The following is a 16,715-nucleotide window of genomic DNA, read 5'->3' as shown; positions in this document are numbered from 1 at the left end:
GTGCGCCTCCCTCCCCCCAGCAGGTGGTGTTGGCGGAGGTGCACATGGGGTCTCCCCTGGAGCCTGGGGAGTGCATCACCCGCACCCTGACGCTCGGAGCCGTCCTGCCTCCCGCCGCGACGGGAGAGGGTGCCTTCTATCTGGGAGCGCTCATCGACACGGAGCAGTCCGTGGCGGAGGTGGACGAGCTCAACAACGGCTTCGTCCGCGGCTTGATGGGCGTGGGTGACCTCGCGGACCTCGTGGTGTCCGAGCTGAAGGCCCCCGCCAGCGCGCGGTCCGGGGAGTATTTCCCCGTGGAGCTGCGCGTGTGCAACGCGGGCTCCACGTACGTGAGCGGCAGCAACGTGGCGCTGTTCATCTCCACCCAGGACACGCTGTCCGTGCCGGCTCCGGGTTCCCCCCCGTCGCCAACCCAGCGCCAGGTGGGGGATGTGTACGTGCCTTCGATGGAACCGGGCGTGTGCCTCACGCTCCAGGGGGAGGCCTCCGCCCAGCACCCGAACGCGGCCACGCCCGGGCAGCCGTTGTACTTCGGCGCCATCGTGGACCCGGAGGGTTTCAGGGAGGAGCTGCGCGAGGACAACAACGTGCGCGTCGCGGGCGTGCTGAGCATTGGCAATCAGGCCGACCTCGTGGTCACCGATGTGACGGGCGTGGACAACCTGTTCCCCTATGGCTGGGTGAACGCGTCCGTGCGGGTGTGCAACGTGGGCACCGACTGGACCAGCTCCGTGGGGGTGGACCTGCTCCTGTCCACGCTGCCCACGCTGTCGGGTCCCTTCAACCCGGGCTCCATGACGGAGTCGGTCATCGGTTCGGCGCAGACCTGGGGACTGGAGGCCGGACAGTGCTCCACGCTGTGGGTGCAGGGCTCCGTGTACGTGCCTCCGGCGGCCCTGCCGGACGCGCCGCTCTACGTGGGCGCGCGCGTGGACGGGACGATGAACGTCCCGGAGCTGCGGGAGGACAACAACACCTTCGTGAAGGGGCTCATCGGCGTGGGCCATGGCCCGGATCTGGTGATCCGCTCGCTGACGGCGCCCGATGACGCCATGCCCTCCGGGTCCTTCACCGCCGAGGCGAAGGTCTGCAACGTGGGCACCGAGTCGTCCCACTCCGCCCGCCTGGAGCTGTTCCTGTCCACGGAGGACGCGGTGGTGCTTCCGGCCCCCAACGGCCCCATCTATTCGCGCACCCAGGTCCCGGTGGGCTCGGTGGAGGTGAACAACCTGTATCCGGGCGACTGCGTGCTCCGCCGGGTGGAGGCGTCGGTCCAACTGCCCTACGAGGCCTACGGGAGCATGAACCCGAACCCGCCCCTGACGCTGGGCGCAATCGTGGATCCGCAGCGCATCACCCCGGAGCTGCGTGAGGACAACAACGTCTTCACGCTGGGGAAGCTGGGCGTGGGGTACGGCCCGGACCTGATCCTGCGCGACCTGAAGGTCCCCGCGAACCTGCGGCAGGGACAGTCCTTCACCGCGACCTACACGGTCTGCAACGCGGGCAATGACAACGTGCCCGGCTTCGGGATCTCCCTGTACCTGTCCACGCATGCCACGGCGCCCGAACCCCGGCCCGTGTACTACCCCTCGTACTCCAACCCGGCGCCCGGCTATCACCTCCTGGGCCGCGTGGATTCGAGCCCCTTCCTGCACGCGGGCCAGTGCATCGCGCAGCGGGCGACCTTCTATGCCTCCGGTGCACCGATCCCGCCCGAGCAGCCCGTGTACCTGAGCGCCGTCGTCGACACGACGTACTCCGAGCTGCGGCGGGACAACAACAGCTTCGCCGCGGGACGCGTGGGCCTGGGCTCGGCGCGGTCGGACCTGGCCATCACCGAGATCAACGCCCCCGCCAGCGCGCGGCAGGGCTACCCCTTCACCACCTCCATGCGGGTCTGCAACCTGGGCACCGAGATGTCGAACAGCACCTTCGTGGAGGTGTACCTGTCCTCCGAACCCTCGCTGTTCGTGCCGGCTCCCTACGCTCCGAGCGGACCGCCGCCGTCCTCGCAGATGCCCGTCAATACCGTGTCGGTGCCGTCACTGGGCGTCGGGGCGTGCATCACGCGGGAGGTCACCGGTACGGCCTCGCGGCCCTACAGCTCCAACCCCCAGCAGCCGGTGTACGTGGGCGCCCAGGTCAACCCGTGGCACTGGTCCTCCCAGCAGGAGCTGCGCCGCGACAACAACGTCCTCATGGCGGGGCGGATCAGCCTGGGCTCCGGACCGGATCTGATCATCACCGCGATGGACGCGCCCCCCAGCTTCGAACCCAACGCGCCGTTCTACGTGTCCGCGCGCGTCTGCAACGTGGGCAATGATGCTTCGTCCTCCACGAACGTGACGTTCCTCCTGGCCCAGGACGACCAGTGGAGCTCGCCTCCGGCCTGGGGGCCGCCCCCGTACAGCAGCAACCAGCAGGAGTTCGCCACCCTGCCCGTTCCGCAGCTCGAGCCCGGTCGCTGCGCGACCCCTTCCGAGGAGGTGTCCGCCTACGGGTGGTGGGGGTGGCAGGATCAACCGGTGTACGTGGGCGCCACCGTGGATCGCACCCAGAACCTGATGGAGCTGCGCGAGGACAACAACGTCTTCGTGCTCGGTCGGATCGGCGTGGGCCACGGCCCGGACCTGGTCGTCACGGACGTGACGGGCCCCACCAACGCCCAGCCGGGGCAGTCCTTCACCGCCAACGTGACCGTCTGCAACCAGGGCACGCAGGACGCCTTCAACGCATCGCGCGTGGATCTCTACGTGCTGGGCGTGCCCCAGTTGTCCATGCCCGCGCAGTACGGGCCGTCCTACCCGGAGCCGGTGGCCTGGACGTCGGTGGATCCGTTGGAGGCGGGAGCCTGCATCTCGCTCCCGGTGGAGGGGGGCCTGAATGTCTACGGGAACCTGGAGACCCAGACGTTCCACCTGGGCGCCGCCGTCGACGCGTTCCGGTCCGTCCAGGAGCTGCGCGAGGACAACAACACCTTCGTCGGCGCGCGCATCGGCGTGGGTTACCGGCCGGACCTCGTCATCACGGCCCTGGGCGGGCCGGCCAGCGTCATGTCCAGCGGGACGCTGCGGGCGCCCATCACCGTGTGCAACCAGGGCACGGCGCCCTCCCAGTCCCAGTCCGTGGAGGTCGTCCTCTCCACCGAGTCCGTCCTGCCGGAGCCGGTGCCCCCGCCGGACGGCATGGAGTTCTTCCCCACCCGGTCGCGGCTGGGGATGATGCAGGTGCCGTCGCTGCAGCCGGACGCGTGCACCACGGTGGACGAGCCCCTCTCCGTCATCCTGCCGACGGCGGCCCTGCCGGAATCGCCCCTCTTCCTGGGCGCGCTCCTGCCCGTGTCCTCCTACCTGGATCAAGAGCTGCGCACGGACAACAACACGTTCGTGCGCGGTCGCATCGGCGTGGGCAATGAGCCGGACCTCGTCATCACGCAGGTCACCGCGCCGTTCTCCGTGCGCAACAACGCCCTGTTCACCACCACCGTGAAGGTCTGCAACCAGGGCACCGCCACCGCGGGCACCAACGCGGGCCAGTTGGAGCTGTTCCTCTCCACCACCTCCACCCTGGAGTTCCCGCAGGACGTCACCATGGGTTCGACCCAGGTCTCCCTGGGCTCCTTGAACCTGGGCACGCTGCAACCCCAGCAGTGCACGACGCGCCAGCTCAGCACCCGCGCCATCCCGCCGCCCGGCTCCCCGGTCTCCGGGATGTTCTACCTGGGCGCCATCGTGGACTCGCAGCGGTCGGTGACGGAGCTGCGCGAGGACAACAACACCTTCGCGCAGGGCTTCCTCGCGGTGATGCCGTAGCCGTCGCACGCCGACGGTAGGACCTTCATCGTGTGAACGGGTGTCGGCCGGGGCCAGCAGGTGCCTCGGGCGACGCCCGTCGCCTTTTCAGCGCCCGGCGGCCGAGTCCATCCACTGGCGGTACCACGCCACCAGCCGGGCCACGCCCTCGTCCACGGACACGCGGGGCCGGAAGCCCGTTTCGTGTTCCAGGCGGGAGGTGTCCGCCCAGGTGGAGACCATCTCCGCCGCCTGCGCGGGCACGGACGTCACGCGGGCGCGCGCGCCCCAGTGCCGCTCCAGCAGGGCCACGAAGTCCCCCAGCACCACGGGCTCGCCGTGGCCCACGTTGAGCAGGCGATGGGGCGGGCTTCCTCGTGGAGGCCGGTCGAGCACCCGCAGCACCGCCTCCGCCACGTCGTCCACGAAGGTGAAGTCGCGCCGCATCCGCCCTTCGTCATGCAGCACCAGGGGCTCTCCCCGCGCCAGCGCGCGCAGGAACAGGAGCGGCGCCATGTCCGGACGTCCCCAGGGCCCGTACACCGTGAAGAAGCGCAGGCCACTGGTGGGCAGCCGGTGCAGGTGGCTGTACGCGTGCGCCATCAACTCGTTGGCGCGCTTGGTGGCGCCGTAGAGGTTGAGGGGTTGATCCACGGGCGCGTCCTCGCGGAACGGCACGGGCGTGGCCGCGCCGTACACGGAGCTGGAGGAGGCATAGACGAGGTGCGCGACACCCGCCTCGCGGCAGCCCTCCAGCACGCGCACGAAGCCCGTCACGTTGGTGTCCGCGTACGCCGGCGCCTCCGCGTCCGGGGCCCGCACGCCCACGCGCGCCGCCAGGTGCACCACGCCTTCGGGACGCGCGACCGCGAACGCTTCGCGCAGCCGGGCCGCGTCGGTGATGTCGCCTTCGAGGAAGGTGAAGCCGCGCGCTCCGGACAGCCTCGCGAGGCGCGAGCGCCGCAGCGCCACGTCCCCCGGTGCCGCGTCCAGCGCGTCCAGTCCCACCACCGCGTCACCGCGCGCGAGCAGCCGCTCACAGACGTGGGCTCCAATGAAGCCCGCCGCACCCGTCACCAGGATCCGCATGCCCCCCTCTTCGCACGGGGGGAACCGCTCCGGAGGCCGGGGCTCACGGAACCACCTGCACCGCGTCGATGACGGCGCGGCGCAGGAACGAGTTCCAGTCCCCCTGGGCCTGATAGATGCTGACCACGGGCTGGGAGCGGAAGGTGTCCGTCCACAGCACCTGCCCGGAGGGGTCCACCACGCCCAGGCGCAGCACCACGTCCACCCGGCCCATCACCGCCGCGCCCGACGTGTCCAGCCAGTCCAGGATGACCACCACGCCGGCCTCGGCCTTGTTCTGCTGGATGAAGGACACCACCTCGTCGGTGAGCGGCACCGGGGCCTGGGACTGGCGCGTGGCGACCACCTCGAAGCCGCGCTCGGCGAGCACCGCTTCGGTTTGACGCGCGATGACGGTGCGCGGGTTGCTCTCCCCGATCATGTCCTGACGGAACGAACCGGACGGCAGCACGTCCACGCGCGAGCCCGCCACCACCACCACCTTGCGGATGCTGCCCTGCGGGCGCACCTGCGGGGCGGCGCAGGCCGTGAGGACGACGGACACCAGGAGGGCCGGAAGGATTCGGGCGGGGCGCATCCCCTCACGCTAGGCCACAAGCGCCAGGGCCTCCACCGGGACCGCGCCGGCCTCCCCCTCAATCGAACAAGCCCTGCAGGTAGAAGCCCCCGTCCCGTCCGTCGCGGAACACCCAGGCGGGCCCCAGGCCCTCGAAGTGCACGCGGTAGTAGTCGCGCTGGTAGGGGGTGTCCGTCCACCACTCGCCCCCCAGCCGCTCCGGGCCCGCCATCGCCGTCACCCGGTGCCGCTTCCCCGCGAGCCGCGCCGCCAGCAGGTCCCCGGAGGCCGCCACCTCCGCGTCCAACCGCGCCGGCCGGGCCAGGAGCCGCGAGGGCCGCTCCCGGGCCGCCCCCGCCTCGCGCCACACGGTGACGGGCCCCTCCGGCTCCGCCGTGGACAACAGCCCGCGCCGCGCCTCCGGGGGATGGAACGCCCGGGGGACGTGCGCGACCTCTGGCCGGTGCGCGGCCTCCAGGGACGCGGAGAACAGCGCCTCCTCGCCCAGCGTCGTCGCCAGGCGCGACAGCACGCCCTCCAGGGCCGCGTCCCCCTCCGGCGCGTCCCCCAGCGCCAACTGCTGGCCCAGGTCCACGTCGTGCGCGTCCACCCGCACCGCGACCTCCGCCACCGGAGCCTCCAGCCGCAGCTCCCCCAGCCGGTGCCGGGCCAGCTCCAGCAGCAGCTTCGCCCGCGCCGTGGGCCGCGCCAGGAGCAGCGGCACCTGGGCCTCGCCGGTGGGATCCAGGCGCAGGACGAAGGTGAGCCGGACGGCCGCCAACCGCCGTCCGGAGAGCCGCGCGCTCAACCGGTCCAACAGCGTCTTGAGCGCGAACTGCACGGGTTCGAAGGTGTCCGCGGGCGCGTCCAGCACCACCCGGTCCTCCAGCGCTTCCTCCAGGGCTTCGGGGTCGAAGGGCGTGTCGTCCACGCCCCGGCACCTCGCGTGCACCCGGGCCGCGGACGCGCCACCCCGCGCCACCACGGCCCCGGCCGGCAGCGCCGCCACCTCCCCCAGCGTGGACAGCCCCAGCACGGTGAAGGCCCGCACGGCGTCGTCCTCCAGCGCCCGCAGCGGCAGCGGCGCGAGCGCCCGAGCGCCCTGCCCCTCCGGCACCACCTCCACCCGCAGGGTGCCGTGCCGCGCCAGCACCCGCGAGGTGAAGACCTCCGAGGCCACCGTCACATGCCCCCGGTAGCCCTGCTCCGCGCAGACCTCCAGCACCCGAGCACCCAGCTCCGGCTCGCCCCCCACCAGGTGCGCGGCCCCCGCGTCGAACCAGAGGCCATCCGGAGCACTGCGCTGGAAGCCCGGGCACAGGCCGAGCAGCGACTCCCCCAGCACGCGCAGCGCCTGCGCTTCGTCCTGGGGACGGTAGGGGAAGTGCTTCAGCTCAGGCTCCAGCGCGGTCGCCGCCGTCAGCGTCATCCCCATCCGCACGCCGACCTTCAGCGCACGCGTGGACGCGAAGGCCACCCGGCGCTGGCCGCGCACCTCCTCCACCAGCACGAACGGCTGACCCGAAAGCCCCGGCGATTCGATGACCTTGCGCTGCACCGGGAAGCGCGTGACGTGCAGGTAGCCCATCCGCATGACGTGCCCTCAGCAGGCGCCCGACGACGGCGGAAGCCCCTCATGCAGCGAGGGCATGGGCGCGTCGCGGCCGGGGCGCTGGCCCAGGATGCCGCAGCCGTTGCGCACGCTGTCTCCCGGCTCGCGGTAGAAGCCCGGCCCCGCCGTGCCAGCCCTCGCGTCGGTGCCCAGGTCATCCACGTCCAGCAGCCGGGCCCCGGCATCCAGCCCCACCTCCGGGTACAGCGCCTGCCAGGGGCTCACGACGCGCATCCCCACGCCTCCGCCCCGGCTGCGCTCCAGCTCCACGGACCAGCCCTGGACTCCTTGGGCCTCCAGCCGCAGACGCGCCAGCCCATCCGCCGGGGCCTCCGGAGAGGTCAGCAGCAGCACCAGCGTGCCGCCCCGCGCCGCCGCGTCCGCGAGCTTCCGGGCCTCCGGCAGGGACAGCCGCTCCGGCCTCCCCGCCGCGCCCACGCCGTGCGTCAGGTCCACCACCACGCACGTGAAGGCGCCGCTGCGCGCGAGCTGCACGGCGGACCACACCCGCTGCGCGTAGAGCCGGGGCCGCACGACGAGCAGCCGCTCCAGGTCCACGCCCAGCGCCGACGCCGCGGGCGGATACAGCTCCCGGGGACCATCCACCCACGCGCACAGCCGCTGCTCCCGGTGCGCGGCCGCCACCGCGCGCAGGGCCAGGCTTACGCGCCCCGACGCCGCCTCGCCGCACAGCTCCACGGAGTGCCCCAGGGGAAGCCCGCCCATGGGCAGCAGCGCGTCCACCGCGTCCACGCCCGTGCGCAGCACCGAGAGCGCGCGCCGGGGCGCGGCCTGGAGCTGACGGATCCGTTCGCGCAGTTCCTCCACCACCGCCAACCCCGACCGTTCCACCGCCGCGCCCATGTCGTCTCCCTCGCATGCGCACCCGCAATCGCCGCGGATGTCCGGCCAGTATGCGAAGCGGTCTGACACCCGCGCGAGGGGTTTGATGGCCGTTCCAACCTGTCGGGTCGGGTGCTCGCTCGGAGGAAAAAATGGATCCGCGCCGCGCCCCTTTTCGCGGCATCGGACATGGCGGGTCACTTGCTTCCGGCCACAACGAAAAAGGGCCCCGCGTCTTCACGCGAGGCCCTTCGTACGGAAACGCGCCCGGAAGGCGCGCGGATCAGCCCATGGCTACCCGGCGCACAGCACCTTGACCTCCACCTTCGTGTCGCCCACGCGCCGCAGGCACGGGCCCAGGAAGAACAGGCGCGCGGAGCGATCATCGCCGGACGGCTCGTAGCGGATGTCGCCGTTGGCCACCGTGCACGTCTGCACCGACCCATCCGCCCGCGTCACGTACACCACCGCCAGCCGCGGATCCGGCAGGTTCACCACGTCCACGCTCTGCGCCACCGTGGCCAGCTCCGCGATGTCGACCAGCGTCTGCTGGTAGTTGCTCTTGCAGATGGAATCCAGGTTCGCCCGCGTCGAATCGAACGCCTGCGCCAGGGCGCTCTGCCGGTAGCCGGGCCCGTAGGACGTCGGGCAGTCGACGTTGCGCACGTAGGTCTTCCCGCCCACCACCTCCGTCACGGCCTCCGCGCGCTTGTCCGTCAGCGACACCGGCCCGATGGTCGCCCACAGCACCTCGCGCGACGCGCCCCGCCCGTCGTGCAGGTTCTGGAAGATCCGGTAGTACTCCTCCACCGACGTGAGCTTGTCCGCCTGGGAGCTGCACGCATCCACCGCCGGATCCTGACCCAGCGCCACCGGCGGCGGCCGCACCGTGGAGCTGCAGTCCTCCTCGTCCGACACCACCACCACCAGCAGGCGCGCGCCATCCCGCAGGAAGCCAGCGTTGCCACCTTCCTCCAGGGGCTGCCGGGTCAGGGGCGAGTCGACCGCCAGCCGCACGGCTTCGAAGGGCGTCTCCTGCCCGCTGCCCGTGGTGCCCTGGGCCACCAGCCGCTGGAACTTGTCCAGGAGCAGTGGATCCGAGCTGTCGATGAAGCGCTCGAGGGTGGGCTGCCCGGCCTCGTCCTTCACCGGCTGCAGGCGCCCCTCCTGATCCGGGTAGGAGCGGATGCTGTCCGAACCGTCCCCCACGGTGAGCCGCTGGTACACGGAGGTGGTGATGACCCCCACGCGGAACTCCTGCGCCACCCCGCTGCCGGCCTTGAACGCGGCGAGGAAGGCGGGCAGCTCCGTGGCGATGCCCTGCTGCTCCTCCTGCATGGAGCTCGAATTGTCGATGACGAAGAGGATGTCCGTCTTCTGGGGCGCGACCACGGGAGGGGTTGCCTCGCAGGCCTCCGGCACCGTGGAGCCCGCGTCGTCGACGGGCGAATGACAGCCGACCGCCAGGAACGCGGACAGCGTCAGCAGGTGGGCACAGGTGTGGATCTTCACGTCGGCCTCCAGTGCGGAGGCGCACCCGCGCACCGCATCAAGCAGAGAGGGGGCAAGCATGCCCCACCCCCCCTTCGGACGCGAGACTTCTGGGCCGTTAAAGGAGGAGCGTCGTACAGCCGACGAGGCACGGAAATAACGCACATCGCGTTTGCCATGTCCGGTTTGGTTGTTACGTTGGTTCATCCGTCGCAGAAATCAACCGGATGGTTCACCGGCCCGGCTGCTTGCTGACCGGGTTCAAGCAAGGAAGAGGCCGAACTCCATGTCTGACGAGAAGAAGAAGGGCACCGCGGCCAGCGCCATGCCCACCGCGATGGCCCCTCCGGGGCTCATCAACAAGGAAGACATCCCGCAGGTGCTGCCCATCCTGCCGCTGCGCAACAGCGTGTTCTTCCCCGGGGGCGTGCTGCCCCTGGCCGTCGGCCGCCAGAAGACGATCGCGCTGATCAAGGATGCCGTGCGCGATGATCAGGTCATCGGCGTCGTCACGCAGCGCCGCGCCGAGGAAGAGGATCCGGGCGCGTCCGACCTGTACACGATGGGCACCGTCGCCCGCATCGTGAAGCTGCTGAAGATGGGCGAAGACAACTACTCACTTGTCGTCCAGGGCCTGGCGCGCTTCCGCGTGATGGAGCTGGTGCAGGAAGCGCCCTACCTCAAGGCCCGCGTCGACGCCGTGGAGGACAAGACCTCCTCCGAGAACGTCGAAGTGGAAGCCCTGGGCATCAACCTGAAGAAGCTGGCGCGCGAGGTCATCGAGCTGATGCCCGAGCTGCCCGCCGCCGCCACGGAGCTGGTGGAGAGCATCACGCACCCGGGCCACCTGGCGGACCTCATCGCCGCGAACGTGGACGTGCCCATCGAGGAGAAGCAGGCCGTGCTGGAGACGGTCGACCTCAAGGCGCGCATGAAGCTCGTGCTGGAGCTGCTCAACCGCAAGCGCGAGATCCTCAAGCTCTCCAACAAGATCGACTCCGCCGTGAAGGGCGAGATGTCGAAGACCCAGCGCGAGTACTACCTGCGCCAGCAGCTCAAGGCGATCAAGGAAGAGCTCGGCGAGATGGGCGAGGAAGAGGAGGAACTGGACGAGCTCCAGGAGCGCCTGAAGAAGGCCGCGCTTCCTCCCGAAGTGGAGAAGGTTGCCCAGAAGGAGCTCAACCGCCTGAAGACGATTCCGGCGGCCTCCAGCGAGTACACGGTCGCGCGCACCTACCTGGATTGGATCGCGGACCTGCCGTGGTCGAAGATCAGCGAGGACAACCTCGACATCGAGAACGCGCGCCAGCAGCTCGACAAGGATCACTTCGGCATCAAGAAGGTGAAGAAGCGCATCCTGGAGTACCTGGCCGTCCGCAAGCTGAAGAACGACATGCGCGGGCCCATCCTGTGCCTCGTCGGTCCCCCGGGCGTCGGCAAGACGTCGCTGGGCCAGAGCGTGGCGAAGGCCACCGGCCGCAAGTTCGTGCGCCTGTCCTTGGGCGGCGTGCGTGACGAGGCGGAGATCCGTGGCCACCGGCGCACCTACGTGGGCGCGCTGCCGGGCCGCTTCATCCAGAGCATGAAGAAGGCCGGGACGAAGAACCCGGTCATGATGCTGGACGAGATCGACAAGCTGGGCGCGGACTTCCGCGGCGACCCGAGCGCGGCGCTGCTGGAGGTGCTGGACCCGGAGCAGAACAGCACGTTCAGCGACCACTACCTGGACGTGGCGTTCGACCTGTCGAAGGTCATGTTCGTCGCCACGGCGAACCAGTTGGATCCCATCCCCGGTCCGTTGCGCGACCGCATGGAGATCATCGAGCTGACGGGCTACACGTTCGAGGAGAAGCAGGCCATCGCCCGCATCCACCTCGTGCCCAAGCAGTTGCGTGAGCACGGCCTGTCGTCGGACCACATCGAGATCCTGGATGACGCGCTGCTCATCCTGACGACCTCGTACACGCGTGAAGCCGGCGTGCGTAACCTGGAGCGCCGCATCGCGGACATCTGCCGCGCGGTGGCGGTGGAAGTGGCCGGTGGCAAGCTGGACAAGCAGACCATCGGCGCGGAGCGCGTGAAGGAGATCCTCGGGCCCGAGATGTTCTACTCGGAGGTCGCGGAGCGCACGGAGGTTCCCGGTGTGGCGACGGGCCTCGCGTGGACCGCGGCGGGCGGCGATCTGCTCTTCATCGAAGCGACCAAGATGGCGGGCAAGGGCGGCATGACCCTCACCGGCCAGTTGGGCGACGTGATGAAGGAGAGCGCGTCCACGGCGCTGAGCTACTTGCGCAGCAAGGCGGAGCTGCTCGGCATCAACCCGAACTTCCTCGAGAAGACGGACCTGCACCTGCACTTCCCCGCGGGCTCCATCCCCAAGGATGGTCCTTCGGCCGGCGTCACCATCCTCACCGCGCTCACCAGCCTGCTGACGGGCATCCGGGTGCGGCACGACACGGCGATGACGGGCGAGGCCACGCTGCGTGGCCTGGTCCTGCCGGTGGGTGGCATCAAGGAGAAGGTCCTGGCGGCGCACCGCGCGGGCATCAAGCGCGTCATCCTGCCGGAGCGTTGCCGCAAGGATCTGATCGACGTGCCGGATCAGGCGAGGAACGAGCTGGAGTTCATCTTCGCCACGCACATGGATGAGGTCCTCAAGGCCGCGCTGGAGTCCTCGCCGTTCAAGGAAGGAGCCGCGATTCCGTCGGCCACCTCCCCCGAGACGCCCGCCGCCGAAGTCCGGGCGTAGCGGTCCCCTGAAGCCTTGAAGTGACGCGGGCAGGTTCCCTTCTTCGGGAACCTGCCCGTCGTCTTTTCCGGAGCCGGTCTCCCCTGCCCTGCTTCAAGCGGGGTTGAGCACGAGGGGCAGCGTGGCGGGCCCGCGCACCAGCAGCGTGCGGTGCCACGTCATGGGCTCCGGGGCGGACTCCAGATGGCGGAAGGCGTCCAGCAGGGCCTCCAGGGCCAGCCGCCCTTCCAGCCGCGCCAACTGCGCGCCCAGGCAGAAGTGGATGCCATGGCCGAAGGGCAGGTTCTGCGGGCCGGGGCGGGACAGGTTGAAGCGGTCGCCGTCCGGGAAGTGCGCTTCGTCGCGCGTGGCGGACCCCATCAGCACCAGCACCGAGGCCCCTTTGGGGAGCCTCACGCCGCCCACCTCCACGTCCTCGGTGGTGAGGCGCGGCGCAGCCTGGAGGGGTGGCTCGTAGCGCAGCACCTCCTCCAGGAAGGCGGGGATGCGCGAGCGGTCCGCCCGGAGCTGGGCCCACACCTCCGGGTGCTCCCGCAGCACGACGAGCGACGAGCCCAACAGGTGCACCACGGTCTCGATGCCACCCACCAGCAGGAGCACCATGAAGGCGATGAGCTCGTCCTTCGACAGGGCCTCGCCTTCCACGCGGGCCTGTTTCAGCTCGCTGATCAGGTCGGTGCCAGCGGGCTCCCGCGCCCGGGCATCCAGCACGTCCCCGAAGTACGCGCGCACCTCCGCCACCGCGTCGCGGGCCCGCTGCTTGCGTTCCTCCTCCTCCGGACGGACGGTGGTGACACCGCCGGTCAGGAGGTCCGCCCAGTGCTTCAGGCGCGGGGAGTGCTGGGGGTCCAGGCCCAGCAGTTCGCTGATGACGGCGGCGGGGATGCGCAGGGCGAAGGGCTGCATCATGTCCACCGGGCGGCCCCGGGGCAGGTCCGCCACGGCCTGCCGACACAGCTCCCGCACCCGGGGCTCCAGCCTCGCCATCGCCGCCGCGCCGAAGGCCTTCTGCACCAGCACCCGCAGGCGGCCGTGCTGGGGTGGGTCCATCACCAGCATGGAGTCCGCGAAGGGATTGCCCCCCAGCCATGGCGGGTTGGTGATGTCGCGGAAGCCCTGGGAGGAGAAGCGCTGGGGGTCCTTCAGGACGCGCAGCACGTCGTCATGGCGCGACACCGCCCACATCCCGCCCGGGTCCACCTGACACACGGGCGACTCGCGGCGCATGCGGGCATAGGTGGGATAGGGATTGGCTCTCACTTCGGGCGACAAGAGGTTGAAGCGCTCGCTCATGGTGGGTCATACGCAAGCAGCACGTCGGACTGGCACTCAAGTGGGCCCCTGGACGGGGCGTCCACCACGGACAGAGGAGCGCACCATGAAGTACGCCAACCTGGGTCACACGGGCCTGCGGGTCTCCCGCATCTGCCTGGGCTGCATGAGCTACGGCACGCCGAAGTGGCGCCCGTGGGTGCTGGATGAGGAAGCCTCGCAGCCCTTCTTCCGCCGCGCGGTGGAGCTGGGCGTCACCTTCTTCGACACCGCGAACATGTACTCGGACGGCGTGAGCGAGGAGGTGACGGGCCGCGCGCTGCGCCGCTACGCGAAGATGGACGAGGTGGTGCTGGCCACGAAGGTCTACTTCCCCACCGGCAGCGGACAGAACGAGCGGGGCCTGTCGCGCAAGAACATCACCCAGGCGTGCGAGGCGAGCCTCAAGCGGCTGGGGGTGGAGACCATCGACCTGTACCAGATCCACCGGATGGACCCGAACACGCCCATCGAGGAGACGCTGTCCGCGCTGGATCAGCTCGTGCGTCAGGGCAAGGTGCGCTACCTGGGCGCCAGCTCGTCGTACGCGTGGCAGTTCGCGCGCGCGCTCGGGGTCTCCGAACGCAACGGCTGGGCCAGGTTCGTGTCCATGCAGGACCACTACAACCTCGTCTACCGCGAGGAGGAGCGGGAGATGCTGCCCCTGTGCGAGGCGGAGGGCATCGGCGTCATCCCCTGGTCCCCGCTGGCCCGGGGGCTGCTCACCGGTTCGCGCAAGTCGCTGGACGACCGCGAGGCGACGACGCGCGCGGGCTCCGACACGCTGTCGCCGGTGCTCTACAACCAGGCCGGGGACTGGGACGTGGTGGAGGCGGTGAAGAAGGTGGCGGAGGCGCGCAAGGCCCCGCCCGCGCAGGTGGCCCTGGCGTGGCTCTTGTCCAAGCCCGTCGTCACCGCGCCCATCATCGGCGCGACGAAGCCCGAGCACCTGGAGGACGCGGTGAAGGCGGTGACCCTCAAGCTCGCGCCCGAGGAGATCAAGGCGCTGGAGGCCCCCTACAAGCCCCACGAGGTGCGCGGGATGTAGGGGAGCCCTGCCGAAGAAGGTGGCCGCGCCTCAGTCTTCCTTCGCGAGCGCGTCCACCTTCTTCTCCAGCGGACGGGCCTTCTCGAAGAACGAATCCATCGAATGCGCCGGAGCCAGGCGCAGCGCGGGCGGCAGCAGCGACCGGGGGAACTCCAGCGCCTCGCTGAAGTCCTCGTTGCCCAGCAGCTTCGGCACGTTCGCCAGCAGCAGCACGCCCACGGACGCGACCGCGAGCCCGCGCGCCACGCGCTTGCCACTCCACCGCGTCACGTAGCGCAGGTGCCAGTAGAGCCCCCACCCCACCAGCGCCAGGACGGCCAGCGTCCGCACGAAGCCCAGCCACGAGCCCAGCGAGAAGCTGAAGCTCAAGAGCGCGAACAGCGGCGGCGCCAGCGCGAAGCCCATCAGCACCATCCCGCCGATGGTGGCGTGCACCCGGAAGTAGAAGCTGCGGCGCGCGATGCGGCTCGCCAGCGACCAGCCCCCCGCCCACATCAGCGTCAGGCCCAGGGGCAGCACGCTGGAGAGCAGCAGGTCCCCCCAGTCCGTCTTCTGGAACTGGGTCAGCCGCTCGGAGATGAAGGACGTGGCGACCAGCGCCTGCATCGTCAGCGCGAAGGCCCGGGGGCGCTCGAAGAGGCGCTCGCGCGCGTCGGCCGGGGCCTCGTTGACGACGGTGTCCTCCACCGCGAAGCCGCGCGGGCGGAAGCGCAGCACCGTGTCCCCCACGGACACGCGCGCGTCCGACGTGAGCACCAGCTCCCCGATGCGGGCCCACGGCGTCACGCTGAAGGTGCCATTCACGCTGCCCACGTCGCGCAGCAGCACCGCGCCGTCCTCGCGCCGCTCCAGGCGCAGGTGTTCGGCGGAGACCTTCGGGTCGTCCAGGATGACGTCGTTGCCGTAGCCGCGCCCCACCGTCACGGGCCACGTCTCCAGCCGGTGGCGGGCCTGGACGGCGTCGCCTTCCAACACCTCCAGGAAGATCACTTCGTCCACGACAGGCCCTCCAGGTAGCGGCGCGCCAGCTTGTGCGCGTTCTCCGCGGAGAAGCCGCCCAGCGTGAGGCTGGTGTCCACGCCGTGCGTGGAGGCATTCAGCGTGGCCGCGCGCAGCACCAGATCATAGAGGCCCGGGAAGCGGCGGTAGGCGCGCAGACAGAGGGCGGCGCGCACCGTGAGGCCCTTCACGTCCACGAACTCCGACGTGCAGCGGAAGTTGGTGACGTCCTCGCGCGTGGCGGACACCGGATCCGGATCCTGGGAGAAGAGCGTGCTGTAGAGCGCGGAGAAGCGCATCGCCCCCAGCTTCTGGCTCGTCACGTGCTGGTGCAGGTAGGACACGACGCCCGTGCGGTGGCTGGACGACAGGAAGATGTCCTCCTCGGAGGAGCACTGGTAGCTCGTCACCGTGTAGGGCGTCTCCGGATCATGCGGCGTGTCGCCCCAGCACTTGAGGAACGGACTCCAGCGGCCCGGGACGCGGTACTCGCCCAGCACCTGCTTCGGCAGCTCCGTGGCCATCAGCCGGTCGGTGATGCGCTGCTGGTTGGCCAGCAACTGCTCGCGCACGGACGCCATCAGCGCGGCGGCATCCGGCGGGGCCGCCAGCGCCAGCGTGCGATCCAACAACTGCCGCGCCCGCGCCACCGGCACGAGGAAGCCCACCTGGTTGCCCATGGTGGCCACGTTGACGCCCACCACGCCGCCCTCGCCGCTGAGCGTGGGCCCGCCGCTCATGCCGGGATTGATGGCGCCGGAGAAGTGCACGCGCTCGTAGAGGGCGTCGCGCACGAGGCCGTTGTACGTGCCCTCCACGATGGTGGTGCCCAAATCTCGCGGGTTGCCCATGGCGAACAGGCGCGTGCCCTGCGGCGGCTCACGGTCCTCCAACTTGAAGAAGTCCGCGACGGGCGCCTCCACCTGGATGACCGCGAGGTCGCTGGCCACGTCCACGGACAACAGGCGCACCGGCACCGTCGAGTCACCGCGATCCAGCTCCGCGGTGTAGTCCTCCGGGTGGAGCACCACGTCGGAGACCACGTGGTAGTTCGTGAGCGCGTGGCCCTTCTCGCTCACGAAGAACGCGGAGCCGATGGAGGACTTGGTGCCGGAGCGGCGCTCGATGATGCGCACCTGCGCGACGCGGCCCTGGATGCGGCGGAACAGGTCGTGGGTGGCGGGGGGCAGCGAGGCCACCGGCAGCGGTGGCACCACCGG

11 protein-coding genes are annotated in these 16,715 nt (G+C 70.5%); 3 read left to right on the top strand and 8 right to left on the bottom strand.

The genetic code is table 11. The features are described from left to right. Window positions 1-3,818, top strand: a 3,818-nt coding sequence (locus D7V88_RS27135; protein WP_208726482.1) for a CARDB domain-containing protein, incomplete at its 5' end; no start/stop codon positions are given. 87 nt (window positions 3,819-3,905) lie between these two features. On the opposite strand, the gene D7V88_RS27130 is transcribed toward D7V88_RS27135, so the two are convergent. The 5 genes from D7V88_RS27130 to D7V88_RS27110 all read right to left on the bottom strand — a co-directional run bounded on the left by D7V88_RS27130 (window position 3,906) and on the right by D7V88_RS27110 (window position 9,469). Then, entirely contained in the window at window positions 3,906-4,886 is a 981-nt protein-coding gene (locus D7V88_RS27130) for an NAD-dependent epimerase/dehydratase family protein (protein WP_120543527.1), read from the bottom strand. Window positions 4,887-4,929: 43 nt separating this feature from the next. After that, window positions 4,930-5,463, bottom strand: a complete 534-nt coding sequence (locus D7V88_RS27125) for a hypothetical protein (protein ID WP_120543526.1) — start codon at window positions 5,461-5,463, stop codon at window positions 4,930-4,932. A 58-nt stretch (window positions 5,464-5,521) separates the two neighbouring features. After that, entirely contained in the window at window positions 5,522-7,036 is a 1,515-nt protein-coding gene (locus D7V88_RS27120) for a Y-family DNA polymerase (protein WP_120543525.1), read from the bottom strand. Between the two features lie 9 nt (window positions 7,037-7,045). Continuing rightward, window positions 7,046-7,918, bottom strand: coding sequence for an ImuA family protein (locus D7V88_RS27115; RefSeq protein ID WP_120543524.1), 873 nt, complete (start codon window positions 7,916-7,918; stop codon window positions 7,046-7,048). 273 nt (window positions 7,919-8,191) lie between these two features. Further along, window positions 8,192-9,469, bottom strand: a complete 1,278-nt coding sequence (locus D7V88_RS27110) for a VWA domain-containing protein (RefSeq protein WP_372241124.1) — start codon at window positions 9,467-9,469, stop codon at window positions 8,192-8,194. Window positions 9,470-9,674: 205 nt separating this feature from the next. On the opposite strand from D7V88_RS27110, the gene lon reads away from it, so the two are divergent. Then, window positions 9,675-12,137, top strand: a complete 2,463-nt coding sequence (gene lon / locus D7V88_RS27105) for an endopeptidase La (RefSeq protein ID WP_120543523.1) — start codon at window positions 9,675-9,677, stop codon at window positions 12,135-12,137. 93 nt (window positions 12,138-12,230) lie between these two features. Here lon and D7V88_RS27100 read toward each other — a convergent pair whose 3' ends face one another. After that, the gene (locus tag D7V88_RS27100; RefSeq protein WP_120543522.1) at window positions 12,231-13,430 is read right to left on the bottom strand and encodes a cytochrome P450; all 1,200 of its coding nucleotides are present in this window, start codon (window positions 13,428-13,430) and stop codon (window positions 12,231-12,233) included. 85 nt (window positions 13,431-13,515) lie between these two features. Here D7V88_RS27100 and D7V88_RS27095 point away from each other — a divergent pair, with 85 nt between their 5' ends. Then, window positions 13,516-14,496, top strand: coding sequence for an aldo/keto reductase (locus tag D7V88_RS27095; protein ID WP_120543521.1), 981 nt, complete (start codon window positions 13,516-13,518; stop codon window positions 14,494-14,496). Window positions 14,497-14,526: 30 nt separating this feature from the next. Here D7V88_RS27095 and D7V88_RS27090 read toward each other — a convergent pair whose 3' ends face one another. Further along, window positions 14,527-15,495 carry an FHA domain-containing protein gene (locus tag D7V88_RS27090; protein WP_120543520.1) on the bottom strand — a complete coding sequence of 323 codons (969 nt, stop codon included), beginning with the start codon at window positions 15,493-15,495 and terminating at the stop codon, window positions 14,527-14,529. Beyond that, window positions 15,483-16,715 (bottom strand): S1 family peptidase (locus tag D7V88_RS27085; RefSeq protein ID WP_147448887.1); only part of this gene is annotated, 1,233 nt, incomplete at its 5' end. The genes D7V88_RS27090 and D7V88_RS27085, both read right to left, overlap by 13 nt.

This window comes from Corallococcus terminator, from assembly GCF_003611635.1.
In the GTDB taxonomy this organism is placed as follows: domain Bacteria; phylum Myxococcota; class Myxococcia; order Myxococcales; family Myxococcaceae; genus Corallococcus; species Corallococcus terminator.
The sequence above is the reverse complement of the archived record's forward strand: the minus strand, read 5'-3'. Positions and strand labels throughout refer to the sequence as shown.